Source organism: Leptospira sp. GIMC2001, from assembly GCF_028462125.1.
GTDB lineage: Bacteria > Spirochaetota > Leptospiria > Leptospirales > Leptospiraceae.
Window position 1 is genome coordinate 2382462 of record NZ_CP115468.1, and the last position, 26715, is coordinate 2409176.

23 protein-coding genes are annotated in these 26715 nt (G+C 39.4%); 10 read left to right on the forward strand and 13 right to left on the reverse strand.

Annotated elements, in window-relative coordinates; all coding sequences use genetic code 11:
• Positions 1-47: 47 nt before the first annotated feature.
• Positions 48-836, forward strand: a complete 789-nt coding sequence (locus O4O04_RS12500) for a glycerophosphodiester phosphodiesterase (RefSeq protein WP_272532070.1) — start codon at positions 48-50, stop codon at positions 834-836.
• Here O4O04_RS12500 and O4O04_RS12505 read toward each other — a convergent pair.
• Both O4O04_RS12505 and O4O04_RS12510 read right to left on the reverse strand, forming a co-directional pair.
• Positions 805-2136 carry a peptide MFS transporter gene (locus O4O04_RS12505; protein ID WP_272532071.1) on the reverse strand — a complete coding sequence of 444 codons (1332 nt, stop codon included), beginning with the start codon at positions 2134-2136 and terminating at the stop codon, positions 805-807. The genes O4O04_RS12500 and O4O04_RS12505 overlap by 32 nt on opposite strands.
• Positions 2137-2208: 72 nt before the next feature.
• The gene (locus tag O4O04_RS12510) at positions 2209-2775 is read right to left on the reverse strand and encodes a cob(I)yrinic acid a,c-diamide adenosyltransferase (protein ID WP_272532072.1); all 567 of its coding nucleotides are present in this window, start codon (positions 2773-2775) and stop codon (positions 2209-2211) included.
• 168 nt (positions 2776-2943) lie between these two features.
• On the opposite strand from O4O04_RS12510, the gene O4O04_RS12515 reads away from it, so the two are divergent.
• The gene (locus O4O04_RS12515; RefSeq protein ID WP_272532073.1) at positions 2944-3795 is read left to right on the forward strand and encodes a flagellin N-terminal helical domain-containing protein; all 852 of its coding nucleotides are present in this window, start codon (positions 2944-2946) and stop codon (positions 3793-3795) included.
• A gap of 46 nt (positions 3796-3841) precedes the next feature.
• Positions 3842-4558 carry an OmpA family protein gene (locus O4O04_RS12520; RefSeq protein ID WP_272532074.1) on the forward strand — a complete coding sequence of 239 codons (717 nt, stop codon included), beginning with the start codon at positions 3842-3844 and terminating at the stop codon, positions 4556-4558.
• A 103-nt stretch (positions 4559-4661) separates the two neighbouring features.
• Here the strand turns inward: O4O04_RS12520 and O4O04_RS12525 are convergent, their stop codons facing one another.
• The 4 genes from O4O04_RS12525 to O4O04_RS12540 form a co-directional block, all read right to left on the reverse strand.
• Positions 4662-4979: a YbaB/EbfC family nucleoid-associated protein gene (locus O4O04_RS12525; protein ID WP_272532076.1), complete on the reverse strand. Its 318-nt coding sequence runs from the start codon at positions 4977-4979 to the stop codon at positions 4662-4664.
• Between the two features lie 192 nt (positions 4980-5171).
• Complete coding sequence (locus O4O04_RS12530; RefSeq protein ID WP_272532077.1) at positions 5172-6137, reverse strand: alpha/beta hydrolase; 966 nt, start codon at positions 6135-6137, stop codon at positions 5172-5174.
• On the reverse strand, positions 6130-7821 hold the full coding sequence (locus O4O04_RS12535; RefSeq protein WP_272532078.1) for an FAD-binding oxidoreductase: 1692 nt from the start codon (positions 7819-7821) through the stop codon (positions 6130-6132). Before O4O04_RS12535 ends, O4O04_RS12530 begins: the two co-directional genes overlap by 8 nt.
• Complete coding sequence (locus O4O04_RS12540) at positions 7818-8555, reverse strand: ParA family protein (RefSeq protein ID WP_272532079.1); 738 nt, start codon at positions 8553-8555, stop codon at positions 7818-7820. The genes O4O04_RS12535 and O4O04_RS12540 overlap by 4 nt, the downstream gene beginning before the upstream one ends.
• 35 nt (positions 8556-8590) lie before the next feature.
• On the opposite strand from O4O04_RS12540, the gene O4O04_RS12545 reads away from it, so the two are divergent.
• From O4O04_RS12545 to O4O04_RS12555, 3 genes are all read left to right on the forward strand, one after another.
• Positions 8591-9049, forward strand: a complete 459-nt coding sequence (locus O4O04_RS12545) for a YopX family protein (RefSeq protein ID WP_272532080.1) — start codon at positions 8591-8593, stop codon at positions 9047-9049.
• A gap of 130 nt (positions 9050-9179) precedes the next feature.
• On the forward strand, positions 9180-10520 hold the full coding sequence (locus tag O4O04_RS12550; RefSeq protein ID WP_272532081.1) for a tetratricopeptide repeat protein: 1341 nt from the start codon (positions 9180-9182) through the stop codon (positions 10518-10520).
• A 63-nt stretch (positions 10521-10583) separates the two neighbouring features.
• Positions 10584-12458 carry an AMP-dependent synthetase/ligase gene (locus O4O04_RS12555; protein ID WP_272532082.1) on the forward strand — a complete coding sequence of 625 codons (1875 nt, stop codon included), beginning with the start codon at positions 10584-10586 and terminating at the stop codon, positions 12456-12458.
• Positions 12459-12486: 28 nt separating this feature from the next.
• Here O4O04_RS12555 and O4O04_RS12560 read toward each other — a convergent pair whose 3' ends face one another.
• From O4O04_RS12560 to O4O04_RS12590, 7 genes are all read right to left on the reverse strand, one after another.
• Positions 12487-13680 (reverse strand): polysaccharide deacetylase family protein, encoded by a 1194-nt coding sequence (locus O4O04_RS12560; RefSeq protein ID WP_272532083.1) that lies wholly within the window; start codon positions 13678-13680, stop codon positions 12487-12489.
• A 14-nt stretch (positions 13681-13694) separates the two neighbouring features.
• Positions 13695-14915 (reverse strand): tyrosine--tRNA ligase, encoded by a 1221-nt coding sequence (gene tyrS / locus O4O04_RS12565; protein WP_272532085.1) that lies wholly within the window; start codon positions 14913-14915, stop codon positions 13695-13697.
• 2 nt (positions 14916-14917) lie between these two features.
• Positions 14918-16699: an RNA polymerase sigma factor RpoD gene (rpoD, locus tag O4O04_RS12570; protein ID WP_272536094.1), complete on the reverse strand. Its 1782-nt coding sequence runs from the start codon at positions 16697-16699 to the stop codon at positions 14918-14920.
• Between the two features lie 30 nt (positions 16700-16729).
• Positions 16730-18553, reverse strand: a complete 1824-nt coding sequence (gene dnaG, locus O4O04_RS12575; RefSeq protein WP_272532087.1) for a DNA primase — start codon at positions 18551-18553, stop codon at positions 16730-16732.
• A gap of 1 nt (position 18554) precedes the next feature.
• Positions 18555-19016 carry a GatB/YqeY domain-containing protein gene (locus tag O4O04_RS12580; protein WP_272532089.1) on the reverse strand — a complete coding sequence of 154 codons (462 nt, stop codon included), beginning with the start codon at positions 19014-19016 and terminating at the stop codon, positions 18555-18557.
• Positions 19017-19060: 44 nt separating this feature from the next.
• Positions 19061-19270 carry a 30S ribosomal protein S21 gene (rpsU, locus tag O4O04_RS12585; RefSeq protein ID WP_272532091.1) on the reverse strand — a complete coding sequence of 70 codons (210 nt, stop codon included), beginning with the start codon at positions 19268-19270 and terminating at the stop codon, positions 19061-19063.
• 90 nt (positions 19271-19360) lie between these two features.
• Complete coding sequence (locus tag O4O04_RS12590) at positions 19361-20272, reverse strand: hypothetical protein (protein ID WP_272532092.1); 912 nt, start codon at positions 20270-20272, stop codon at positions 19361-19363.
• A gap of 50 nt (positions 20273-20322) precedes the next feature.
• Here O4O04_RS12590 and fbp point away from each other — a divergent pair, with 50 nt between their 5' ends.
• The 4 genes from fbp to O4O04_RS12610 all read left to right on the forward strand — a co-directional run bounded on the left by fbp (position 20323) and on the right by O4O04_RS12610 (position 26640).
• Positions 20323-21345: a class 1 fructose-bisphosphatase gene (gene fbp / locus O4O04_RS12595; protein WP_336297480.1), complete on the forward strand. Its 1023-nt coding sequence runs from the start codon at positions 20323-20325 to the stop codon at positions 21343-21345.
• Positions 21346-21706: 361 nt separating this feature from the next.
• Positions 21707-24529, forward strand: a complete 2823-nt coding sequence (locus O4O04_RS12600) for a hypothetical protein (RefSeq protein ID WP_272532093.1) — start codon at positions 21707-21709, stop codon at positions 24527-24529.
• Between the two features lie 98 nt (positions 24530-24627).
• On the forward strand, positions 24628-25347 hold the full coding sequence (locus O4O04_RS12605; RefSeq protein WP_272532094.1) for an OmpA family protein: 720 nt from the start codon (positions 24628-24630) through the stop codon (positions 25345-25347).
• Between the two features lie 27 nt (positions 25348-25374).
• A complete protein-coding gene (locus O4O04_RS12610; RefSeq protein ID WP_272532095.1) occupies positions 25375-26640 on the forward strand; it encodes a hypothetical protein in 1266 nt (421 codons plus the stop codon).
• Positions 26641-26715 lie beyond the last annotated feature (75 nt).

A 26715-nucleotide genomic window follows, 5' to 3' on the forward strand; every position in this document is an offset into this window, starting at 1 on the left:
CTTTTTGGTTTGTAACACTGTGTTTTTTTAAGAATATTTGGAGGTTTTTGCAAAAGTTACGTAGATCATCATCTAAAACGATGCCAATAAATAATTTACAAACTCTTCCTTTGAATATCGGCCATCGTGGCGCAAAAGCCGTTTTACCTGAGAATTCGATGGAAGGATTTCGATATGCTAAGGAATTTGCCGATGGTTTTGAGCTAGATACACAACTCTGTGCTACGGGTGAACCGGTTGTTTTGCATGATTCAACCTTAGATAGAACGACCAACCATAAGGGCAAAATTCTAAACATAAAATCATCTGAATTAGAAACAATACTTCTAACGAATCGAGAAAGACTTCCTTTGTTAATAGAAGTAATCTCAGATTTTCACAAATCCACTTTGATAAATGTGGAAATCAAAAAAGAATCCACTGTTGAACTTACTAAAAAATCTGCCAAAAATATAGCGGGAATTCTCAATTTGTATCCAGGCAATATCGTAGTATCCTCCTTTTCACCTTTGGCAATTTATTATTTCCATAAGTATTCGAAGAAGATAGCAACCGCGCAGTTGATTGCCGATCTCAAACAAACTGGAAGAAAGAAACTTTTGAATTCTCTATTTTTTGCATCCGCGAATGGATCTTCGACTGTCGTTTGGGAGAAATCGATTGCATTGAATGATTTTCCAAGAAATCAAAAAACCAAACAACTTGGATACAAAATCTGGGTCTATACGTCCAATTCTGAAGATGAATGGAAGACTCTCACCGAACAAAAAATAGATGCAATCATTACCGATGATCCAAAGAAACTTAAGACTTTTCTGACCACTGTGAAAGTTTAGGACGTAGTACAAGGAGAATTATTCCTGCAATCATTGCGAGAACTACAAATACTCCAAAGAAAGTATCCATTCCTATCTCATTTGCAATTCCAGAAAATACGCCACCTGCATAATGAGCGATTGCATTGGATAGAAACCACATTCCCATAAGCAATCCACCCAATCGAGGTGGCGACATGCTCGAAACCATAGAAAGTCCAACGGGTGATAGACAGAGTTCTCCTAGAGTATTGAATAGGTAGGCAAGAATCAACCAATGCAAAGATGCAATTCCGTACTGATTGTATTCTCTTGCTCCCAGAACAAGGCAGACAAAACCGAAACTCAAAAGAAATAATCCAATGGAAAACTTAAAAGCTGAATCTGGTTCGAGAGATTTTTTGCCAAGGACAGTCCATAATTTTGCAAACAAAGGAGCAAGTAAGAGTATAAACACTGGGTTTACTGATTGAAATACAGATGCGGGAATTGTAAAATTCAGAACAGTTCGATCTACAAATCGATCTGCAAATAGATTCATGGAAGATCCAGCCTGTTCAAAAGCAGACCAAAAGAAAATGGAAAAAAATGTGAGAACAAGAATCACCTTGATTCGTGAGATTTCTACTTGTGTTAGTTGATTGGATATGATCTTAGTTTGGAACAAATTGTTCGCAAGCGGACGCCTCCCCATCGAATCAGGAATCAACTTCTGACCTAGAAGAAAAATCAAAAGACCAACACCCATCCCGATTCCTGCCGCACCAAATCCATAATGCCAACCGATTGCCTCTCCCAAATATCCGCATAAGATCGGTCCAAAGAATCCACCTAGATTGATTCCCATGTAAAAAATCGTATATCCGCTATCTTTTAAATTGGTTCGATCTTCATAGAGACGACCGACAAGACTTGACATATTGGGCTTAAAGAATCCATTCCCAATGATAAGAAAACTCAAACCAGCAAAGAAGAAACCGAGCCCATCACAAGCAAGCAAAAGATGCCCGATTCCCATTAGAATCGCTCCAATGATAATGGAATGGCGAAAACCCAAATACCTGTCAGCAATCCATCCACCAAATATTGGAGTTAAATAAACAAGACCAGTATAGGCTCCATACAATTGTCCAGCTTCTCTATCGGTAAAGTGCAAAAATTTGACTGCATACAAAACCAATAGAGCGCGCATCCCGTAATAACTAAACCTCTCCCACATTTCCGTGAGAAATAAAACTGGCAAAGCCTTAGGATGTCCAACTCGAGTTGTGGATGACAAAGTTTCGTTTGGTTTCAATGGGAGATTATTGGATTGATCCATTAGATAATAAATTTTATCGCAATTTTGTTTTTAAAGTTTATAATATTCAATATTCATAAATACAAATTCTATTTAGTTTTTGGCACGAGAAATCCAGATAGGTTCTTTGAAATTTTCTTCCCTATTCGCATATCTCGCTGCAACAAATAAAAAGTCACTCAATCGATTGATAAAGATCATGGACAGTTGCGGAATATCCAATCCGGCTTCTCGCTCTTTTACCATCGACCTTTCTAGTCTTCGGCAAATCGTTCTTGCTTGATGCAAAAAGGATGCTTGCTTCGATCCACCTGGCAATACAAAATGCTTGAGACTCTCCAATTCATTCGTCCACTCATCCATTTTTGTTTCGAGAAAATGAATATCACTCTCTAAAATAATCGGGCTTACACTTCCATTCACTTCCAATTTCTGAAAACCAGCAAGCTCAGACCCCAATTCAAAAAGTAAATTTTGTACATTGGAGAGTGATTCCCTCAACTGAGAATTGTCTCTTAGAAAAGACAGAGCTATTCCAATTACAGAATTGAGTTCATCACTCGTTCCATAAAGCTCAACCCTAGGATCAAATTTCTTGACACGTCCACCCATAGCGAGTGAAGTCTCGCCCTTATCACCTGTTTTTGTATATATTTTCATATTATGTAACGTTATTTGCCAAAATCTTTGTTGACAAATTCTTTTTTATATCTTAAGTTCAAAATTGCGAAGCTTTCCAATACGATTATCGTAACCTTGGATATGTAACTTGAATCAAGTTGTAAAAAATCGGACGGATCCGAGAAAAAAAGCAAAGGAGTGTCTCTCATGAAAATCAATCATAATATCAGCGCCCTCACATCCAATCGAGTTCTAAAAGAAACCAATAATGCCATGGATAAATCCATGGAAAGGCTCTCAACTGGAATGCGTATCAATCGTCCAGGTGACGATGCTCCGAGCTTTGCTGTATCCGAGAGACTAAGAACCCAGATTCGAGGACTTGCTCAAGCTGAGAGAAATGCTCAGGACGGTCTCTCCTTTTTGCAAGTTACAGAAGGCTCATTAGATCAAGTCAATGGAATCCTTCAGAGACTGCGAGAATTATCCGTTCAAACTGCGAATGGAATCTATTCCACCGAAGACCGGCAATTGGTTCAATTAGAAGTGTCTCAATTGATTGAGGAAGTGGATCGGATTGGCAAAACTGCCGAATTCAACCGAATTAGACCTTTAGATGGAAGATTTTCCCGTGCTCTTAGCAGTCCCATGTTATTGCATGTTGGAGCGAATCAAGATGAGAAATTATCCATTTATATTGGAACTATGAATGCATCCACTTTGAAATTGACCAATGGAGAAAAGAAATCATCGCTATCAACACCAGCTAACGCAAATGATTTGATCAGTCTGATTGATGATGCCATTGGTAAAGTAAATAAACAAAGAGCAGAACTAGGTGCTTACTACAATCGACTAGAACTAACTATTGGATCACTTTCCAATAATTATGTAAGTATGGTCGCATCCGAATCGCGTATCAGAGACGCAGACATGGCAGAAGAAGTTGTTGAATTTGTTCGAAACCAAGTTTTGACCAAGTCCGGCACAGCTATGGTTGCTCAAGCCAACTCAAGACCCGACCAAGTGATAAAATTGCTTTCGGATCGATTCGGATGAAAGAAAAAAGAAATCAATATATTGATTTGAGAGAATAGAGAGGAGAATGAATTTGAAGAAGATTATTATTTTGGCTGTAGCCATGTCACTTATGAGCGGATGCTCGGAAAATGCAAAAAGATTATTGATGGCAACTGGTATTGGTTGTGGAACTGGTCTTGCTTTTGGAGCTGTCTATGATGAGATGCAAAGAGCAAAAGACGGCAAAGAAAGAAAGAAACTGGAAAACCAAGTGTTCAACGTTTTCAAAAAAAGAAAAGAGCAGAACAAAGGTAAGATGGTTGGTCTAGCAACTGGATGTCTAGCTGGACTAGGAACTGGACTTTATCTAAATATGATGCATGAAGACATCAAAGAAAACTTTAAAGACCGTGGAATTGAACTAGAAAAAGAAACAGAAAACGGTGAGACCGCAGCTCTAAAAGTTAAAATGGATGGTGGAATTTCTTTCGAAGATGGTAAATCTGACCTTAAAGGTGTAGGTAAAGCCAATATCGATAAACTATCTGAAGCACTACTTGCTTATCCAGAAACCAATATTGGAATTGCTGGACATGCGAATAGAACAGGTTCTGAATCTGTAAACCAAGCTCTATCTGAGAGCCGTGCGAAAGAAGTATCTGGTTTATTGAAAGACAATGGCGTTGCAGGATCTAGATTAACTAGTGTTAAAGGATATGCATCACAACAACCTCTTCCAGGTAAGTCTCCTCAAGACGGAGCGAACCGAAGAGTGGAAGTAGAAATTCTTCCTAAATCGTAAATTTACCAAAATTTATAAAAAGCAAAAGCCTGGGTTTTTACATCCAGGCTTTTTTTTATCTAAAACTGAATTGAATCTTGGACTATAAATTTGCTAGGAGAATTTACATTCCTAGACCAGGTAGTCCGCCCATTTCTTGGATTTTCTCAGCTGAACCTTTTTGCGAAGCAGAAAGAGCCTTAGTAACAGCTTCGATCACAGCCTTCTCAATTGATTTCTTGTCTTTCTTTTCGAGGAGCTCTTCTTTTATATCTAGTTTTTTGATATTGAATTTGCCATCCATGATGCAGACAACTTGTCCACCTTTGGATTCTCCTTCGAAGTCTACTAATAACAATTCTTTCTCAAGATTTTTAACCTGAGAACGCATTCTTTTTAATTTTTTTAAATGTTCAAATTTATCTTTTGCATTGGCAAACATAGAAACTCCTAATTGCAACCTATTAGAACTAATCAGTTGATCAATGAATCCAATATCTTTACAGCTACCTAGCCTGTCAACCAAGCTGATTCTTAAATAAATTGATCGTTGGTTTTGGACAAATTTTCTCTAACCGATCCCAACTTCCAAAATTACTCATACAGCTAAGGAATCTTTGCAGATTGTTCTCAACTATCCAATCACATCTTCCAGAAAATGATTCAGCGCGGAGTCTCTCAACGGACAACTATCCAAAAGAATTCCATAGTGATTTTTGTCTGGAACGGTGAGCGCAACTGATTTAGAAATTTTTTGCAACATAGCCTGTAAGGAACTATCAGCGATCAATTCATCACCTTTTGAAAGATTGGGTGCGAGTCCTCGAATGATTAGTGTCGGGCAGCTAATTTTATGATAGGGAAGATTTTTATTTCGAATCATAGTGCGAACGTATTCAATCGGATGCAATAGTATCCTTGAAAACAAGGTCGAATTTTTCATCGCACCACCCAAACTTGCAAGCTCGGATTCTGTCACATATTCGGGAATATTGCAAACCCAATGTTCACCTACTTTTTCTAACTCATATAACAAAAGGTTTTTTAGATCATCGCTCATCTCATCTACGAATGGTGAATCAATTACATTCTGTAAATAGTCTTTGGGATCTAGAAATTTTGCCCCGATTCTTCCAAGAGATAACCTAACCATTTTTAGGTTTTTCCACTTTTTATAAATCGGTGTAACTCCTCCGCCATCCAATAAAACCAAGCGATTCACAAGCCAAGGATAGCGAGTAGCTATTTCAATGGATATCCAAGCACCTAAAGAATGAGCGATAAGATTCACTTTCTCAATATTCAATTCATTCAATAAATTATAGATATCTTTAGAATGAGTGCTGGGAGAATAATCCGATTCTGGTTTGTCTGATTGCCCTCGCCCACGCAAGTCGATGGCTATGACTTTGTGGCCTCGCCTAACTAAACCTTGAGCAATCCTTGCAAAAGAAAGATGATTGCCCGTGAGCCCATGGACGCAAAGAATTGGAATTGTGAAATTGACTTTTGCCGGAATCCATATTTTTGCAAATATGGAAATTCCGTTACAATCTATACTCTTTGATTCAATTCGATATTTTGGATTTTTCTCAATCAAAAACTTTTTTCGGATTTAGAATGCCATTTTTATCTAACGAAGATTTGAGTCCTTTCAAAGAGGATACAGCAACCTTACCCATTTCTTTTTCATACCAGAATTTATGGTCTGCACCAATGCCATGATGATGACTTGCTGATGCACCATTGCTTAAGAAAGTATCTGAGGCAGTTTTTTTTAATTTCAACCACTGCGCGACAGACTTTTTCGTATCCATTTTGAATAGAACTGTAAAATACAAGCATGCTCCATCATGATAACTGTGGCTGATATGGCAGATGGGAATCGAGTTGGGTATCGTCTTCTTTACGTTAGTGTAGAATTCTTGGCGTATTTTCTCTAAACGATCATAGGGAGCGGAGGTCTCCATCGTATCCACTCCAAATCCAAACTCCATAATATGATTGCGCAAAAAAGGCATATTGAATCGATTCTTAATCCAATTCTTGCCAAGCGATTCACCCACATACATTGCTTTGAATTGGGACGCGATTTCACGGATTTTTATAAAATGCGATTGAATTTCTCGATCATTTCCTTCAATTCCCATGATAAGCGCTGATTTAGTTTTATCCAATCCGTACAAAGACAAAACCTTTTGTTGAATCCAAGCCTTAACTGAATGTACTAAACCTTTCTTGCCAATTGAACCCAGGGTTCCAAGAAGTCTGGATTCTTCCTCATCTGAAAGCCTAAGCATAGAGGTCGGAATTCCTTGTTGATTGATCTCACGAATGAATTCTTTGCCCGTAACAAAATCGGGAAATAAGAATCCACAGTAGAATCTTTTTTCTGGAAGAGGATGAATTCGAACTGTAACCTCGGTAATGATTCCAAGTAAACCTTCTGAACCAGCAATGATATGATTCCAATCTGGTCCTGATGAAGAAGCAGGATAGTCGCCTGTTTTGATTTCTCCTGCCGGAGTAATCAATTTAAGTCCTACGATCATCTCCTCGATTTTACCATATCGATTCGATTGTTGTCCCGCACTCCTTGCAGCAACCCATCCACCTAATGTAGAGTAAACGAATGATTGCGGAAAATGTCCTAAAGTAAAACCTTTTTCATTTAAGATTTTTTCGAGTTTAGGTCCATAGATTCCTGCCTGAAAACTTGCGGTTTGGTTCTCTGTCTGAATGGAAATCAGATCGGCCATTTTGGTTATATCCAAGGAAAGAACTCGATTCTGTCCTTTGCCTTTTAAAACTTCCAAACCGCCAACAACGGATGAACCTCCCCCGAATGGGATCACTGTAATTTTCGCTTTAGTCGCGAAATCCAAAATCTTCTTAACTTGAGTTTCATTGGAAGGATAGACAACACAGTCAACAAAACTTTTGATCTCATTGAGATTGAGTCGAAGCACATCGTAGTAACTGCGACCTGCAGAATGTAGAACTCGCTCACGACGATTGTCGAAATAATGATCTTCACCAACAATTTGCTGCAATGATTTCTTTTCATTAGCTGTGATTTTGGATGGGGTTATCTTAATTTCATCCAATGGAACCGGTGGAATAAAAACATCTCTGCCGACTTCCAGTTCTTGTCGTAAAAATTCAAGAATTCCCGGCATATGATCGGCTCCATGAAAATCCTCATCTACGGATCCCCATGCATTCCATCTTAATTTTTCTCTATCATAATCCAAATCCGGATTAAACTCTGAATATATTTTCATAAATAATCAATTACCTCTTGAGCAAGTCGATCATAAGCTTCCCAACCTTTACTTCCTGCTTTTAGAACTTTTCTTTTTTCTGAATTCGTTTTTATCACTTCACTCTTGGGAATAGGTGAAAAGGTTTTAAATTCTTCTAGGCTATGAATCCTTTCCAATAGATCTAGATGCTTCTGAGATGTCCCAAACATAGAAGGCGCAAAACATACTTTGTGCTCCTTATTCGTTATCTCACGAGCATTGCTAATCTCATCTAACAAAATATTGACGGCTCGAATTGCCCATTTACTTGGAGTGACTGGAATCAAAATCATATCACAGGCAACCAATGAAACTGTGAGCTCAGACCTAGCACTTCCTGGAGTGTCTATCACAACATAATCATAATCTGGATTTTCTTTTAGAATCGTATTCAATCTTTTAAGAATCGAAAAAGACTGCATCACACGAGAAGTGAGATTAGCAAGGTCAATGGTTCCAGGAATCACATCAGCAAATTTCCCCTTATGAACACAGCTTGCAAAATCTGATTCTCCAATCAACAATCGAAATATATTTCCCTTATCCAAACTCTCTGGGGTCGACTCTGGTAAATAGTAATCTGTAAGATCTGCTTGCATATCTAGATCGATGACTAGAGTTTTGCCACGCCTTGAAAGAGCTTCCGTAAGAAAAATGGAAGTTGTTGTTTTAGCACTCCCACCTTTGATATTTGAAACTGTAATTACTTTCATAGGCAATCCTGGTTTCCAAATATAGATTCTATGGAATGGAAGTCAATTTTCTTTGTTTTTTTGTTGTTTCAAAAGCTATAAAGCAGTCTTTGGAATCTGACATGGCATTCGAATGGAAATTTAGAATTTGGGACAAAACCTTAAAAGAATTCAATTCAAAAGGATGCACAATCACATCCAACGGAAAATTATTAAAATACAATAAAGAAGTCGAGAACATCGATAATTTTTCCATTCATTTTTTCACAGGTGTACTAGATAAGTATGACAAAGAGATCTATCAAGAAGACATTGTCGAGCATACGGTGGCATTTGGCGGCGAGTTGAGTCAGCATGTTGGTATTATACTCTATGATTCTGCAAAAGGAATGTTTATTCTAAAAGATGGAAGTTCAAGACCACTTGGTGAATGCTTCTCTCTTAGAAAATTAGGCAACCCATATGAAAATTCCGTACTTTTTGACCTCTATGTGAAGAAATTTTCCTTATCATAAATTGGATTGTACATCAAACATATACCAATTCAAATTTTCTAGGATACAAACTGTCCTCATTTTCTCAATTTTTTTCCTTTTTATAAATTCTAAACTATCAGCGCTTCCTTTGACGGAGATCTGGGATTACTTGGATGATACGGAAGTGAATCTCAAGCTGAGAGAAATACCAAGAGGTGGATTCTTTTCTAGAAAAAATAAACCTAGCTTAGTTCATACTGAAACAATCGCTTTCCGAATCCATAGACTATGTTCATCCTATTTCAAAAAAAAACATTCGAAATATACGAATTCAGAATTTCGCAATGATATTGAATCCTTAATCTGGAATCAATACTATCCGCAACTGTATGAACTACGTTCCAGAAAACCTGCTTTTAGATGTCACTCAGGCAAGCAAAAAGATTCCTCGAATCTTCGAGTAAGTTTTGTTCTAGATACCGATATCGGGTTTGTTCCCCATGCTTGGGAATTACAAAGAAACAATCAAATTGTAGAAATCTGGGAAGATACCAATAGAAATTTTGTTCCCGATGTCTTCACGAAATATTCCGATAAAATCTCTGGCTGTATAAAAGAAAAATACGCAGACACCAATCATTCGGGCAATCCGGATATGTGGTATATATACGATAATTGTAAATTAGTAAAAGTCCAAGAAGACTATAATGAAAATGGATCAATAGAAAGAACTTGTTATTATAATGGAGAAAACATCCGACTAAATTGCGAAGGATTAGGTGATAAGAATCTACAAATCGCCGAAGAAGCGGAAGCAGGAAAAGATTACAATAAGGCAGTCTACTATCTCCAACTTACCAACCTAGAATATTCCACCGAACTTGGAGAAAAGCCCAGGCATGCTTGCGATATTCATTTAAAAATTATAAAATTAGAATATGAACGAAAAAAATATGATCGAGTAATCCAAGAATACAATCAACTAGAATCCAATCCTCATTGTAAAAATCATGAGTTTGAAGCACAATTTTTTACAGCTTATGTTAATTTGTATATAGTTGGTGATATAAAAAAAGCAAGTGAACAATATGAACGAGCGAATAAAGCCTACAAAGAAACCTATGGCTGGGACTCAATTGAAATCAATCTCAGCCTAGCCTACGCCTACAATCATTTAGGCAATTATACTTCATGTCTAAATTCCCTACAACGAATCCAGAGCCGACCTTTCAAACAAAAAGGAATCTATTTTTTCCATTACTACAAAGGATCATGCCTTCTTGGATCCGATCGAAGCGAAGAATCCATCTCTACTTTGGAAATTGCGAGAGTGAATTCACCAACGGCTGAAGATCTGGGACAGGTGTATTTTAAATTAGGAATGGCTTACAGGAACTTACCTGAAAGCGAAACAAAGTCTAAACAATATTTTCAGAAAGCAATTGAAATGAAACCCAGTCTCCGACCGTATGTTGCAGAAATCCTAACCCCCAAAGCCGCAGAGAAATAGCAGACTCTAATATTTTTTCTTGCCTTGTAACTTGCTTTCTCTTACAATATTCAAACAATGAGTATGTATAAATCAATCAACGAAGCAATCCTAACCTCTCTTGCCAAGAATCGTGACAAGAAATTATATTTTACAAAAGATAAATCTAAGAATTTCCAAGGAGAAACCTTAGGATCCGTTTTTCTCAAAGCAGAAAATCTTGGTATCGCTTTAATAGACCTCGGACTTCAACCGCAAGAAAAAGTCGGAATCATGGCTGACAACCGTGTGGAATGGGCAATCGCAGACCTATCCGTACTTTTAAATGGAGCAACCAACGTTCCTAGAGGATCAGACTCGACTCCGCAAGAAATCCAATACATCTTGGAACACAGTGAATGCAAATTTTGTTTTGTTGAACATGAGAAATTGCTCGAGTCCATACTCAAGATCGCAGACAAAACCCAAGTTTCAAAATTCATCGTGCTTGATCCAGATTTCAAGGGTGATCCTAAGAATGAATCGGTTCTCACACTAAAAGAACTACTTACTCACGGCGAAAAGCTAAGAGACAAACATATTGCAGAACTTCATAAGAGAATGCATGCAACAAAATCGGATGATCTATTTACGATTATCTATACTTCTGGAACAACAGGAATGCCAAAAGGTGTTATGCTTACTCATAGAAATATGCTCTACAACGTTGAAGAAGTCCCTCCTCTCGTTGGTCTTGGAGCCGGTGATCGAGCACTTTCCATTCTACCAGTCTGGCATATATTCGAGCGAGCATTGTACTATGCGATCATTGAAAGAGGATCAGCAATCTATTATACAAACGTTCGAGAACTTAGAGATGATTTCCAGAAAGTAAAACCAACCTTTATGGCATCTGCTCCAAGGCTCTGGGAGAATTTATATACAGGAATTAAGCAGAAATTGGAAAAAGCATCCGACGTTCAGCAAAAGGTTTTCGAAGGGGCGTATGAACTTTGTAAGACTTGGAAGGATAGCGTGGATTATCTTTCAGGCAATAAATTATTGCAAAAAGAAGAAGATCTTCTCGAAAAAGCTAAGAATACAGCATTCAGTCTTGCTGCATCCGTAAATCTTTTTCTTCCAGCACAAATTGCAGACAGAATCGTATTCCAAAAAATCAGAGATGTGTTAGGTGGACAACTCAAAGGAACTATTTCGGGTGGAGGAGCACTTCCATCGCATGTGGATGAGTTTTTCAACGTTGTAGGAGTTCCTGTTTATGAAGGATACGGAATGACAGAAAGTGCACCTATCATTTCTGTTCGTAAAGTTGGACGAATCATCCAGGGATCTGTTGGATTTGCACCTAAAGGAACAGAAGTAAAAATCTTAGATGATAAAGGCAATGCTGTTCCAACAGGCAAGATGGGAATCATCCATGTAAGAGGACCTCAGGTCATGAAAGGATACTATAAGAATCCTGAAGCAACCTCCAAAACTATCAATAATGGTTGGCTCAACACAGGAGATCTAGGATTTATATCTTTTAACGGATCTATTTCTGTTCGCGGTCGTGTAAAGGATACAATCGTTCTTCTTGGTGGAGAAAATATTGAACCAGTTCCTATCGAGAATATGCTACTTGAGAATGCAATGGTCAATCAAGTAATCATTGTTGGACAAGATCAGAAAAACCTAACAGCACTTATCTGGCCAGAATTTTCCAAATTAGAAGAGAACGGATTCAAGCTAAAAGAAGGCGAGAATCTCAATTCCAATAAAGAATTGCGTGCTTTCTTTCAGACAATCATCAAGAAAACAATCTCATCCGAGAATGGATTCAAATCCTTTGAGAAAGTAACTGATTTTCGTTTCCTTCCAAAGCCAATGGAAGTTGGTGATGAACTTACCAATCTATTCAAGATGAAAAGAAACGTGATCATGGACAAATACAAAGATCTAATCAATTCAATGTATTGATTTATTGATTCAATCAATCTTGTTTAGTTCAATCTTGTTTATCGTTTAAAACTTCAGAGACCGTGACGAATGAGTAACCCTTTTTCTTCATGGTCTCAATAAATTCGGGTAAGATATCAATCAGCTTATCAAATTTTCTCGGACTACCCAAATGCATCAGCAAAATGGCACCATTCATTCCATTTGAATCACGATTTTCCCATTTGTACAAAAAATCCAATGCTTCCCGACCTGTTTTATAGAATGGATTCTTAACAACAGTTGGTTTACCTTTCTCACTGATTTTGGTAATAAATTGTTTATGAATATAGTCAGGAAGATCAAGAGAGCCGACTGAATTTTTGGACCACATGATATGATCTTTGTATCCAATAGATGCATGCGAATTCAGAATCAATGTGTTTACGGCGCCATATGGAAGTCTATAGAATTTGGTTAGATTATCGCCTGTTATATCCAGATATTTAGTCTCAACTCGATACAATTCTTCTGCCATTCTCTCGAGAGTCATCGCGTCTTTGGAAACATAATCCAAAACCTTTCTTCGTTTAGGAGATGTTTCATGAACACTTCTTACATAGTTGAAGTGGCTCCAAGTATGATTGGCGAATTCTACCTTATTGGACTTTGCCATTTTCTTGATATAGCGAATATTCGAGCTCATAAAAAATGAACCCGTTGTATCGGATGGCCTCTCATTCGAGAGAAAAATCGTAACTTTGATATTGTATTTTTTTATAAGATTTTCAATTGTAGAAAGTTCGTTGCCAGTTGCCAGATCGAAAGTAAGAGCAATCTCTGGAAACTTCTCGTTTCCTCGGGATATATTATTGCCTTTCGAGTCTTTTGCAGCTGCTTCCAAGAACTGAAGATTTTTTAAAACTTTCTTTTCTAGTTGATTGGTTTCTCGATCTTCTGCCCAATCACCACCTTCCCGAATGCGAAGAGATTCTTCTTCCCTAATCTGTTCTGCGTACATAAGTGAATTGAGACTGGATTCTAAGTCATCGATTGTATTTTGTTTGAGTTTTAATTCTTGTTCAATCTGGCTTAAGGAAAATTTGAGATAGAGAAGATAGGCTCCAATCGTTGAGAGAAAAATAAGAACAAGGATAATTGTTGTGCGAAGAATCAATCTCTTAACTCTCTGCCTAAACTGATCATCACGAGATATATCCTGACTGAGTTCGTTGACGAGGTCTTGGACTTTTTCTTCTTCCATGGAAATACTCGTGATCAGGTAACGATCTTGATAAATTTTCCTTTCTTGCCTTGTCTTATAATATACTCATTGCCTTGCGACAAAGAATAGGATTCATCTTGGATTTTTTCTTCGTTAACATAGATTCCACCATTCTTGATCAATCGCCTGCCTTCAGATGCAGAACTGGTAAAACCAATTTGATTGAGAACGGATGCAAGCAGTGGAGGCTTATCTTGGAAAAATTCCGAACCAATACTATGTGTCGGAATCTCATCTGGTAGAGCGCGAGCTTTCGTATTATGAATTCGATTCCATTCTTCAATCGCCTCTTCATTAGAAGAGGCAGGATGCAGTTGATCCATGATTGCACGAGCCATCTTAGTTTTCATTTCTTTGGGATGGATTTCTTGGTTTGCTACAGATTTTTTATAAGATTCGATTTCGGGTAGTGGAATATCAGTAAGAATCTCAAAATAACTCCACATCAATGTATCGGACACAGACATAAGCTTACCATACATATCAATCGGTGCTTCTGTGATTCCCACATAATTGCCAAGAGATTTAGACATCTTCTTCTCACCGTCAAGACCAACCAACAAAGGCAAGGTAACAACGCATTGAGCTTCTTTACCATAATCACGTTGAAGCTCTCGACCCACCAATAGATTGAACTTCTGGTCGGTTCCGCCGATCTCTACATCGGATTCCATAACAACGGAATCATAGCCTTGGAATAGAGGATACATGAACTCAAGTAGTGAGATGGAATTGCCCGACTTGTATCTTTTGCTGAAATCATCTCTCTCAAGCAGTCGTGCAACCGAATACTTAGCAGTAAGTCCCAATACATCTTCCACTTTCATAGGAAGACACCATTCTGAGTTAAAAACAACTTGCGTTGCCTTAGGATCTAAAATCTTAAAAACTTGTTCTTGGTAAGTCTTAGCATAACCCGCAACTTCTTCTTTGGTGAGTCGCTTTCTTGTCTCCGACTTACCACTTGGATCTCCAATCATACCCGTAAAGTCACCTAACAAGAAATACACAGTATGCCCGAGTTCTTGGAAATGCCTAAGCTTCCGAAGCAGCACCAAATGTCCCAAATGAAGATCGGGAGCAGTTGGATCAAAACCTGCCTTTATCTTGAGAGATTTTTTCTTCTCAATCTTTGATGCGAGTTCAGCTTCGCTGATTACTTCGACGGTTCCCCGTCGAATTTTTTCTAATTGAAGTTTTGTAGAATCTAACACTATTAATCAATATAATCCTTAAGTCTTTTGGATCTAGATGGATGGCGAAGTCTTCTAAGAGCTTTCGCTTCGATCTGACGTATACGCTCACGAGTTACCTTGAACTGATAACCCACTTCTTCTAGAGTCTGTGCATATCCATCATCTAAACCAAATCTCATTCTAATAACTTTCTGCTCACGAGCAGGAAGAGTCTGGAGCACTTGGCGAATCTGTTCGGCTAATATAGAAGATGCGGCAGCGTTGACTGGAGTCTCAACGTCTTTGTCTTCGATAAAATCACCCAATTCACTGTCTTCTTCGGAACCAACAGGAATCTCAAGAGAGATTGGTTCCCGGGCAACGTTCTTCACAGCTTTTACTTTGCCAACTGGCCAGCCAAGTCGTTCTGCGATTTCTTCATTGGATGGATCACGACCGAATTCTTGAACAAACAATCTCGTCTCACGAATCACTTTGTTTACTTGTTCAATCATATGAACAGGAACACGAATCGTACGAGCCTGGTCAGAGATTGCTCTAGTGATTGCTTGTCTTATCCACCAAGTCGCATAGGTAGAAAATTTATAACCTTTTTTGTATTCGAATTTATCAACAGCTTTGATTAGACCAATATTGCCTTCTTGGATAAGATCGAAGAAATGCATTCCTCGGTTTGCATAACGCTTTGCAATGGACACAACCAAACGCAAGTTAGCGCGAACCAGTTCTTTTTTGGCTTGAGAGATTTCTCTCTCACCCTTGATGATTCGCTCTCCCCATTCCTTGATTTCATGAACTGGAGATCCCGCCTCTTGTTCCATACGTCGAAGCTTTCTTTCGTTATTACGAATGTCTTTGATTACTTCGCGAACTTCATCAATATCGACATCCATCATCTTTTCGATTTCGTCTAGGTTTTCGTTCTTCTCGATGAAGCGATTGAAGCCTTTGATTTCCCGAACATCATGTCCGTATTTGGCTTTTATCTTAAGGAAATGTTTCTCAATCTCTTTGATTCGAAAAACCATAGATTTGATTTTCTGGGATATCTTCTGAATTTCTTTCTGCGATACACCAATATTGCGAATAGCTTCATCAATTTTATTGGATGATAGATCAATGCGTTCTTTGAGTTCACGAAACTTCTTAGAGTTCTCGGAATATTTGCGAATGCGATTGGTTGCTTCGTTGAAAACCTTTTCGTCTTGTTGGATGATATCCATATTATCGAAGAAGTTCTTCTCTAATTTCTCGGCTTCATCTTGGTTTAGAGCGTACAATTTGTCCACTTTTACCAATTCATAGACTTTGATTTTTTTGCTTTTGATCTTAGGAATTAATTTAGCAAAATTTTGGCGCAATATACTTGATCCGAGAATTGTCTCTTCGATGATTTTCTCACCCTTCTCGATTCTCTTTGCAAGAAAGACTTCTGTCTCTCCAGAGATAAGACTTACCTTTCCAATTTCTTTTAAATAGAGGCGGATTGGATCTTCTGAACCGCCACCGGCAGGTTCTTTTTTCTTCTTAACGACTTTCTCTTTTTCTTCTTTTTCTTTCTTCTCTTCTTTTTCGCGATGAACTTTTTCTGGTTGGATCGCTTCTTCGACAGCTTCTTTTGTGTAGTCTTCGACTACTTCAATTCCGAGCTCATGCAAAAGTGTAAAGACATCATCGATTTTTTCTGAGTTGAGAATTTTGTCAGGAAGGATTTCATTGATCTCATCATAACTTACTTCCCGATTCGCTTTGCCTAAGGCAATAATCTTCTGTACTTCGGGCATCTCTTGTAGATTTTCAATCATTTACGAATTCTCCTGGTTTACCTAACTCTATTTCCGCATTGTCTGATGAGAATGTTTCCGAAAGTACGAATTGATTTTCTCAATCTCGTTCTTATGATAAGTTATTTGTGATATGCTCTCAAAATCACCCTCAGACATCGATGGAAACATATAATATTTGTTCATTTCATTTTCATGGAAAAATTTTCTCTGCGCCATAATCAATTCTTCAAAAACAATTCCTTGGTCTTCTTCATCTGCAATCTCTTCTTGCATAAGAAACGGTGCAAGACTCTCTCTGATCTTCTCAGGCAGAGATTCTGCAGATAGAAATTCTGCTGGAGTAATTGCCTCACCCATATGGAATTGAGTATACAACCACTCCCAAACTATAACACTCGTTTCATCCAGAAAAACTAACTCATCCAAACGGTGAGCGAATCGAAACAAATCCGGATAGATCACAAGCTTTGCAAGCAAAGTCCTCTCACATTCAACCGCACCCTTTTTTATTGGACGATTGGTGGCAATATTGCGTTGCGTTCTAGTTTGATTATCGGATACGGCAGGGGCAAACTGTTCCTTCTCCATACGGAAATCGTTCAACAAAGCCTGATAAGTTAGGCCTATTTTCTTCGCACCTTCCGTAAGAAATAGCTGCCTATCCGTTTCCTTTTCCCATTTTTTGGTGAATTGGAATAGCGAACGAATTCCTTTTTTCTTGAGTTCGGGCTCAGATGAGGCATCGGCACCAAGAAGTGCCTCTGCGACTAGGAAATCCCAACCACTTCTGCCCGATTCTAGCACATTTCGAATCTCAGCTTTATTCTTAGATCTAGATAGTTCAAATGGGTCAACGCCTTGATCCAAAAATACCACTTCTGTTGGAAGTCCATCTTTGAGAAGGATCTCGGATGCTCGAAGTGCTCCCTTTTTGCCAGCAGCATCTCCGTCCATAACGAGATAGACTTTATCTGCAAGGTTCTTGAGAATCTTGGATTGGTTCTCAGTAAACGAAGTTCCCAGAGGTGCGAGTACGTTCTGTACGCCTTTTGTGTATAGACCAATCGCATCCATCACACCTTCCACAAGATAAACCGTTCTGAGGTTGCGAATCTCTTCGCTTGCAAGGTATAGGTTGAAAACTTGCCTACCCTTATCATAGACAATCGAATTGGGGCTATTGATGTATTTGGCTTCAACTGTATCGGTTGAAAGAGTTCTACCTGAGAACCCAACAAATCGTCCCGAAGAATCTCGAATGGGAAACATGACTCGATTCCTATAGAAATCGTAGATATTTCCTTTCTCGTTTTTCTTGAGTAAACCAAGTTCGATTCCAAGCTCTTCGTCAAAGCTTGTGCGCAAAATATCAGGTCTTAGATTCTGGAATCCTTCAAGTGCATATCCAATATCAAATTTTTTGATTTCGTCTAGGCTTAGGCCACGACCAAGTAAATAGTCAAGAGCCTGCTTGCCCGCTTGAGAATGTAGACAGCTCACAAAGAATTCATTTGCCTTTTGGTTGATTCGATAGGCTTCTTCTTTTCGTTTATTGCGTTCATTGTCTTCTGGCGACTTACCAGAAGTAAGCGGAATTCCCGATGCTTCCGATAGAATCTCCATGGAGCGAACAAAGTCTACTTTGTTGTAATCCATAACAAAACGGAAAATATCACCGGATGCTTTGCAACCAAAGCAATGGTAGTATCCGCCTTGGGAATTTACATTGAATGAGGGAGTTTTTTCGTTGTGAAAAGGACAGAGTCCTAAGTAATTTTTGCCAGCTTTCTTAAGAGGAATGAATCTAGAAATATAACTTTCTATAGGGACTTCCCTTCGAACTCTCTCCTTGAAGTCGGAACCGGACATGTTAAGATAATGCCTGTAGTGATCTCTTAACTATTTCGGATACCTTAGATCCGTCAATATTTTGCCCTTTGAAATTTTGCATGACTTTTCCCATCACCTTACCGGTATCAGATGGACCTTTTGCAGGAAGTTGAGTAATTGCATCATCTACAGCCTTTTGGATCGCATCTTCGCCAATCTCTTCTGGCAAATACTTAGCGATGACAACGGCTTCTGCTTCTTCTTTGGCAGCAAGATCTTCTCTTCCCGCCTTTCTATATTCAGCAGCTGAGTCTTTACGTTGAGATAGATTCTTCTTGAGTATAAGAATCATCGCAGGGTCGGGAATCTCCTTCGCACCTGTCTTGGTTAAATCGTATTGAATCTCAGATTTTAATAAACGAAGGGTACCAAGCTCAGGCTCAATATGAGATCTTAGAGCTTCCTTGAGGTCACTATATACTATTTCCTGGATTGTGGGCATTATATCGGTAAACCGCCATCCCGGAAGGAACGTAAGATAGGGTCTTAGACCTTATCTTTCTTGGCGTACAGTCTTTTCTTTTTATCTCTTTTTCTTACAGCAGCTTCAATAGCTTTCTTCTTAACGACGCTTGGCTTTTCAAAGTATTCACGTCTCTTAATTTCGCTCATGATACCAGCATTGGCACAGTCACGCTTAAATCTTCGTAGGGCAGCCTCAATAGATTCGCCGTCTTTTATTATAATTCCTACCATAAAGGAAAAAATGCTCCTCAAAACCGAATGGATATCCTATAGTTTTTGACCTATGTATTTTGTCAAGAAAGGGAATGCGGTTCTCCCAACTTAAATTTCGACGAGAAGGTCTTGCCAAATGTCCTTAGGATCATCGTCTTCACCTACTTCCCGAAATATCAAGCGATAGTCGATGATAAGATGTTCGATCTGCAAGAAGACTTCTTCGAATCGCTTGAGAACAATATCCGCATTGCATCCTGGAGAAAATGTAAAAAACGAACGTGTGCCTTGATGTAAGAAAATATCATCTTTCTTAAGATGGGCTTGGATACGAGCTTGGATTTCTTTTAGGAGTTCGAAGGATTTCTGAAGACCGAGAGCATCAAAATACTTGGTAAGATCTTGGATATAGAAATGAGTGATCACTCCAGCTTTTCCAGCCAATTCAATCTGGTTGCGAATTCTTGCAAAGAATTGGTCCGAGAACTCACGAAATAGAGGGAAATAGCGATGCTCTCCTCCGCCAACAGCATAACCCAAATTTTCCAAAAGCTGAACGATTGGATTCCATTTGGATTCGAGAACCGGTCTATCCTTTCTATGAACTAAGATCAGAATAAAACCAGCTCTCTGTGCAGAATGAACGGATGTGGATGTGATAAATTCGATCTGATCCTTGGTAAAACTTCCTGTCGCAACAGGTTTCTTAGGTAAGTATTCGCGAAAGATTTTGTCTTTATTGTTTATGATTTTTTCTTCAATTTTGGCCGGAGACAGAAGCCTAAAACCGAACTCATAGAGATAGGATCCGCCCCAGAGAAATCCTTGGTAGGCTTCCAATTTGCCGAGCTCTAGAGTGAGTGCTTTTGCAAAAAAATCCCAATCCCGATTGTCCCATAGATCACCCGTCTGATAAAAACCTGGAATATGACTTGTATTCTTAGATAAAATCTCACAAGTCTGAATGTATACGTCTTCCAATTCTATATTTCCTAATAGGTTCTCAGCGATTAAGCTCATAGATTTTCCTTTACCGAGGATGGAATCTTGAGATTTTGGTAATACGTTCTATGATGCCACTAAAACCACAAGACAATCTTATATCACTCTCACAATTTTTGATCGAAGAACAATTGAAGTTGCCCTATGCAACTGGTGGCTTCACGGCTCTTATGAGCCACCTGCTGTATGCAGCCAAAATTGTATCCCGCGAAGTAAGAAAAGCTGGGCTTCTCGATAATATCTTGGGTGCAACTCAGAAAGAAAACGTCCAAGGCGAGACGGTCATGAAGCTAGATGACTATGCCGATCGGATTTTTACCAATGCCTTAACAATCTGCGGACATCTCTGTGTTATGGCAAGCGAAGAACAAGAAGAAATCATCCCGATACCCGAAGGCTATAAATGTGGCAAATACACAATTGCTATCGATCCGCTAGACGGCTCATCTAACATCGACTCCAATGTATCGATTGGAACCATTTTCTCCATCCATAGAAGACTAGACATCGAAGCGAAAACTCCTGGAACCAAAGCAGATCTATTGCAAGTCGGACACAAACAACGTTGTGCTGGATACATTGTGTACGGATCTTCGACCATGCTTGTACTATCTACAGGCAACGGAGTTGTAGGATTTACACTCGATCCTTCTTGCGGAGAATTCCTGCTATCTCATCCCAATATGGTGATGCCAGAGACAGGTAACATCTATTCTGTGAACGAAGGCAATTACAACTATTGGTCGCCTGAATTCCAAAACTATGTAAAACATATCAAATCTCTCGAAGACGGCAAACCCAAAACAGCACGATATATTGGATCTCTTGTTGCCGACTTCCATCGCAACCTCCTAAAAGGTGGAATCTTTCTCTATCCAAATGATACAAAATCCAACAAATATCCTGATGGCAAATTGCGTCTGTTATACGAAGTTGCACCTATGGCTTTTATTGCAGAACAAGCAGGTGGAATGGCTGTAACGGTAAAAGGTGAGAGAATTCTTGATCTTACACCGACACAACTTCACCAAAGATCCACAATGATTGTAGGATCCAAGAAAGAAGTTGAGCAATTTCTAAAATTCATTTAATCCGAACGATCGTATTATCTTTGTAACAATTCAACGGATTGTAGGTTAATCTCTACAATCCCCTATCCTCCTATACATTATGACAAAAACAATCCTCCATTTTGGAAATTAATACTCCAATCGGTAGCCTGAATGATCCTATAGGTTTATTTTACCGATTTCCTGTTTAGAAAATAACCAAATAGATTAATATATTATATATTTTTAATATAACTTTTTTACTAGAAAATATACAATTGAAACACCTTTATTCAATGTATAATAGATACATCGTATTCACCCAATTAAATAATTAAAACTTGCAGTTTTTTTCGTCTTCATTAAAAAGACGCTAGATAGTTTTCCATCACGAGGCCTTAACATGCAGAACAGATACACCTTTAAGAAAATATTTCAATCAGTCATTTTTTTATTTCTTTTATCCTTTGGTTTAAACTGCCAGGCTGTGAATGATGCTGCCGATCGAATGTTGTTTGGTTTGACGGAAGCCTTAGAAGCTGTAGCAGGTACTGAAGATGAAACGAGTAGTGATTCTGGAACTGATGCAACGACTTCCAGTGTGCCAAGTTGCACAACCCAGATCACCGTTTCAACTCAGACAGTAAGCTTAATTGAAGATGGCGATGTGAATTCCGTTTATAATTCTGCCACCGATAACTTTCTTACAGATACGGATGTTGATGGTGGAACATCTTGGGGCTATCGATCCTTCCAATCCTGTGTCATTCTTCCAACAGCTTTCACTGGATCGGTTGAGATTCCTGTCACATTGAATAATCCCTATGATACGCGAATGACGATCCAACATATAGCCTATGTTAATCAAGCAAGTCCAACTGTACCAAGTATTCCCGCTGCTTCCAATCCTTTTCCAGATAAATTGGTATTTACTACAAGTGGCTCCAATAACCGTCAGTGCTTCGTATTCACTCGAGTCAATGATGCGATCCGAAATACTGTAGTGGATGCTGCAACCATTACTCTTGGTGATGCTGTCATGAAAAATGGATCGAATGAAGTTGTGACTGGAACCTATTCAGGTCTGGATCCATGCAATATCACAGCTACTGTGGAAGATGATGAAGGTCCGGGTATCCGTGTTTCCAATATTTCCCAGATCATGGAAGAGCCAGGTGTAGCAACACCGAACAGTGGGACATTCAGTGTAGTTTTGCGAACAGCTCCTACCGCAAATGTTACCATTGGGATCAATGATACACACGATCCAATCAATGCAAACAATCGCGAAGGAAATGCAAGCCCGACTACTCTAACATTTACAAATGGTAATTTTAATACTCCGCAACTCGTAACAGTAAGTTCGAATGATGACTTAGAAGTAGATGGTCTGAAGATCTATACTATCCGAACCAATCCATCCGTAAGTGCGGATGCCGACTACAATGGAATCAAACCAAGGGACGTAGTTGTCTACAACAAAGACCAAAGTGTACCCGGATATGCTTATCAAAGATTTGATGCGACTACTGGCACAACTGCAGCAGCGGGTGGAACCATCAATGGATTTGCAACAGATGAGAACAACCAAATGGGTTCAAACTATGCAAACTTTCAGATTCGTCTTCGCTCCAAACCTACAGGTGATGTTACTCTCAATTATACTTCCAATTGTGGAACAAAATGCACGATTCTCACTCCTTCGTTAACTTTTACGACAGCCAACTGGAATACCTACCAAACCTTCCAAGTCCGAGGATCGAGCGATGGAGCCGACCTTGGAAACCAAGACTACAATGTCAATTTTACTGTAGCTTCAACGGACAATACCTATAGCACAACGGTCACTCCTCCAGTATTCCGAGTTCGTTCTTGCGACAACGACGGAGCACATTTGATCCAACCTTGCAATTTCTCTGGATCACCATTGGGAACAACAGGAAGTCGTTTGTCTGGAGCAGAGCCTAGTGCCACGACAAATATCTGGCTTATCACCAAAACTAACCCTGGTGGAACAGTAACCGTTCCTCTATCTACCTCCGATGCAACTGAGGGAACGGTTCCGGCTAACGTGACTATAGATGGAACAACCTACAATACACTTACAGCTGGAGCGGCAAATCAGATTGCTCTTACTCATGTGGATGATGCTATAGTTGATGCCAATCAAGACTGGACAGTAATCACTGCCGAATCCACTGGAGTCGTTGTTTACAATCCAGTGGATATCTTTGCCAGAACTACAGACAATGAAGAGTACTTCTATGTAAAGGTTACTGGAAACACTCGAGAGGCAAATGCGGACATAGCAACAGTTGATGTTTGTCTGGGAGCTAACAATCCAAACGCTGCGATTACGCTCAGTATTGCGTGTACAGTTGCAAGTGATGAATGTGGAACCTTATCGACTGCAAGCATTGTATTTCCGGTTAACAGTCAAGTTGATCTTGCCAATGCGAGCGATAATGGATGCTCCAATGATGCAAAAAGACAAACTTTTACAGTCCAAGGATTCGATGACAGTTATGCAGATGGAACACAAACTTTTACAGTGACCATGACAAGAGATGCTCTTGAAGCAAATTACACTGGCGCCCCAGCTACTGTAGTTACTCCAAACATTAGCAACCAGGACAACGAACCTGCGGGCAAACGGGTATTTGTTACAACTTCTACTTTTCAAGGTGAGATGACTGCTCAAGGTGTTCTTGGTGCCGATAGCAATTGCAATAGCAATAAACCTGGAGGAGTGACGGGAACCTATAAAGCATTGATATCAAGCAATAGTAGTGGCGAAGTCAATGATCGCGTTAATGGTGGAGCAGGCTGGCCTATTGCAGCCGGCCTGCATTATTACCGTTGCAATAGCAGCGGTTATACAAACTGCAGTGATGAACACCAACGTTTGTTTATCGCAGGTGCTGGAGGATCATTTAACCCAATGGGTATGGGAAGAGACTTTTCAACTACTCTGGCAGACGAATTTTGGACTGGAATGACAGACAATCTCACATCAGCAGTACAACCCAGTACTCCAGCGGGAACTTGTGTTGATGCAGCAACAGTGTATAGAAACAACTGCCACGGTTTTACTTATATTAACTGTCCGACTAACGCAGCAGCCTTCTTTTACGGACAGATTTGGAAAAACAATGGAGCAGGTACGGTTGTCAGCAGTGAATCTATCTGTAGTGCCAGCAAAAAACTGATCTGTGTAGAGCAATAGAAAACGACGAACTTCGGGCAGGGTTTTACCTTGTGCGAAGTTCCACAATAGAGCAAGAATTCATAAATTGAATGCGAAAGGATATTGAGAGAAAAACTATGAAAACAATGAAATGGATGCTACCAATGGGTCTGCTTATGATTGCGCTGAATGCAGGCAACCACGACCTATCTGCCATTAGTTGGGAAGAGATCCAACAGACTCCTACCTGGAAGAAATTCTGTGGATGTGCCGTCGAGAAACCCATCGATCAAGTTGCAAATCGTGAAGAAGCATTGGGTTCTCTAGAAGAAGGCAAACTCGAAGAGCTCGGAACCGAGAATTATATGGAGAAATTGTATCTAGGAGTCAAAAGAGACTTCGAATATTCAGGAACCGAATTCAAGCAAGTCAGTGACGGTCTCGAAGCTCAAGGTGTAGCCCTCAAGCGAATCGAAGATGATGAGAAGAAGCTAAGAGAAATCCTACTCAGTATTGATGGAGACGTATCCTTTCCCACAGGTAAGTCTTCCCTCACTCCCAAAGCAAAAGAGCTACTTGGCAAAATTGCCGCTGCTATGGCAGCCTATCCCGAAACCAAAGCAAAAGTCGGCGGACATACAGATAGCGTCGGAGCCTTCCAATTGAATATGCGTCTATCTAAAGCACGTGCAGTCTCGGTAAAAGAAGAATTGATGAAGGCGGGAAGTATCGCAGAAGAGCGATTCACCGAAGTTGATGGGTTTGCTGATCTTCAGAAGATCGTGAATACAATCAGTGCAGAACCACGCAATAGAAGAACAGAAATTACAATAGGAACGATCAAGATCATCAAGTGATTTACTAGATCATTCTTAGTTACCAATATGAAAAATTTAAACAAAAAACCCATCACACGAAGAAACATCATAGCTTTCCTATCCAAAAAGATTGGCTTGCAGACTTTTATTTTTCTCTTAATCGCAAGCCTAGCATTCCCTATCCTATCTCAGCCTAACACTGGATCTACGGACTCGGCAAATAAGCAAAAGGATAACAAAACTTCCAGTGAACAAAAAGCCAAAGATGAATCCAAAGCGAAGAACGGACTGATCAGCGGTAACGAACCTTTTGATAATTTCAATGGAGTATTCGAACACCGTCTGCAATTTCGATTGGGATTTGGTTTGGGAAGATTGGACTCAGCCATTCTCAATGAGACTGGACAAAATTGGCTAGTCAACTCTGCCTTGAGACAAAATGCAGATCCTAACTCACCTTTGGCGATTCCCGTCAAAGAATCCAAAAATCTTGCAACCACACCTCAATACAGAGATATAACTTACGGATATAAGAATAAATTCGAGATCCAGTTTGCCGAAGATTGGACCTTAGGTAAATTCGGACGAGGCAATCCAGCCTCTGTTGAATTTGTTTCACCAAGAACTCCGAATTACTGGGCGTCTGCCTTTGAAGGCAATCGTCTACTACGTTTCGAGGGCAAAAGCCAGCATTTCCGTCTGTCGTATATTCATCCTGTTCTTGGTTGGCTTATGATTGGACCTTCGATCAACATCCACCAATACTCAGAAAAAAACCAAATCTCTTATGGATCTTATACTTCCAGCAGACCAGTTGCTGGCAGTCCAGACAGTCGCACAACATGGTCGTTTGGTGGTGATGCCAACGCAGAATATTCCATGCGAGGAATTCTTCCTGGTATACTTATAAAGATGAAGCTCACAGATTGGTGGGAGATTCGCAGTCGATTCGAATTGCTCAATCGATCTGGGAATTTTTCTGTCTTTGGTGCGCAATTTATCACACAGACAATCGGTGAGAACCAAGGTTATGCGGGAGCTCTTCCGATCTATGCGGGCAAGGCATCCGACAAAGGAAATATTTTCTTTCTTGAATCCTCTTTTCGATATTGCCGTTTCAGTTTGGATATTGGGATGATTCGTCAAGATTTCAAAAGAACCTATTCTGAATATTTCGGTGATACACTCAGTGCAGTCAATCGCTCTGACTACAGTGCAAGATCTTCCCTAATTGGTATTTCTGAGATCTCAACTTCGAGCAGACAGACAACTCTAGAAATCTATATTATGCCTGGCGTATCTTTCCAATGGGATGCCGACGGAATCTATTAATCGATAGAAATGCTGTTCAGACAATCATTGATTTGTAAATAAATTATTGGTTAGCTAGTAAGCAAGTAAGTAAGT

Bases quoted from the DNA above. Each gene is read 5' to 3' on its own strand.
- O4O04_RS12505 (WP_272532071.1), bottom strand. From the start codon at position 2,136: ATGGATCAATCCAATAATCTCCCATTGAAACCAAACGAAACTTTGTCA.
- O4O04_RS12510 (WP_272532072.1), bottom strand. From the start codon at position 2,775: ATGAAAATATATACAAAAACAGGTGATAAGGGCGAGACTTCACTCGCT.
- O4O04_RS12515 (WP_272532073.1), top strand. From the start codon at position 2,944: ATGAAAATCAATCATAATATCAGCGCCCTCACATCCAATCGAGTTCTA.
- O4O04_RS12520 (WP_272532074.1), top strand. From the start codon at position 3,842: ATGAATTTGAAGAAGATTATTATTTTGGCTGTAGCCATGTCACTTATG.
- O4O04_RS12525 (WP_272532076.1), bottom strand. From the start codon at position 4,979: ATGTTTGCCAATGCAAAAGATAAATTTGAACATTTAAAAAAATTAAAA.
- O4O04_RS12535 (WP_272532078.1), bottom strand. From the start codon at position 7,821: ATGAAAATATATTCAGAGTTTAATCCGGATTTGGATTATGATAGAGAA.
- O4O04_RS12540 (WP_272532079.1), bottom strand. From the start codon at position 8,555: ATGAAAGTAATTACAGTTTCAAATATCAAAGGTGGGAGTGCTAAAACA.
- O4O04_RS12545 (WP_272532080.1), top strand. From the start codon at position 8,591: ATGGAAGTCAATTTTCTTTGTTTTTTTGTTGTTTCAAAAGCTATAAAG.
- O4O04_RS12555 (WP_272532082.1), top strand. From the start codon at position 10,584: ATGTATAAATCAATCAACGAAGCAATCCTAACCTCTCTTGCCAAGAAT.
- O4O04_RS12560 (WP_272532083.1), bottom strand. From the start codon at position 13,680: ATGGAAGAAGAAAAAGTCCAAGACCTCGTCAACGAACTCAGTCAGGAT.
- dnaG (WP_272532087.1), bottom strand. From the start codon at position 18,553: ATGTCCGGTTCCGACTTCAAGGAGAGAGTTCGAAGGGAAGTCCCTATA.
- O4O04_RS12580 (WP_272532089.1), bottom strand. From the start codon at position 19,016: ATGCCCACAATCCAGGAAATAGTATATAGTGACCTCAAGGAAGCTCTA.
- rpsU (WP_272532091.1), bottom strand. From the start codon at position 19,270: ATGGTAGGAATTATAATAAAAGACGGCGAATCTATTGAGGCTGCCCTA.
- O4O04_RS12590 (WP_272532092.1), bottom strand. From the start codon at position 20,272: ATGAGCTTAATCGCTGAGAACCTATTAGGAAATATAGAATTGGAAGAC.
- fbp (WP_336297480.1), top strand. From the start codon at position 20,323: ATGATGCCACTAAAACCACAAGACAATCTTATATCACTCTCACAATTT.
- O4O04_RS12600 (WP_272532093.1), top strand. From the start codon at position 21,707: ATGCAGAACAGATACACCTTTAAGAAAATATTTCAATCAGTCATTTTT.
- O4O04_RS12605 (WP_272532094.1), top strand. From the start codon at position 24,628: ATGAAAACAATGAAATGGATGCTACCAATGGGTCTGCTTATGATTGCG.
- O4O04_RS12610 (WP_272532095.1), top strand. From the start codon at position 25,375: ATGAAAAATTTAAACAAAAAACCCATCACACGAAGAAACATCATAGCT.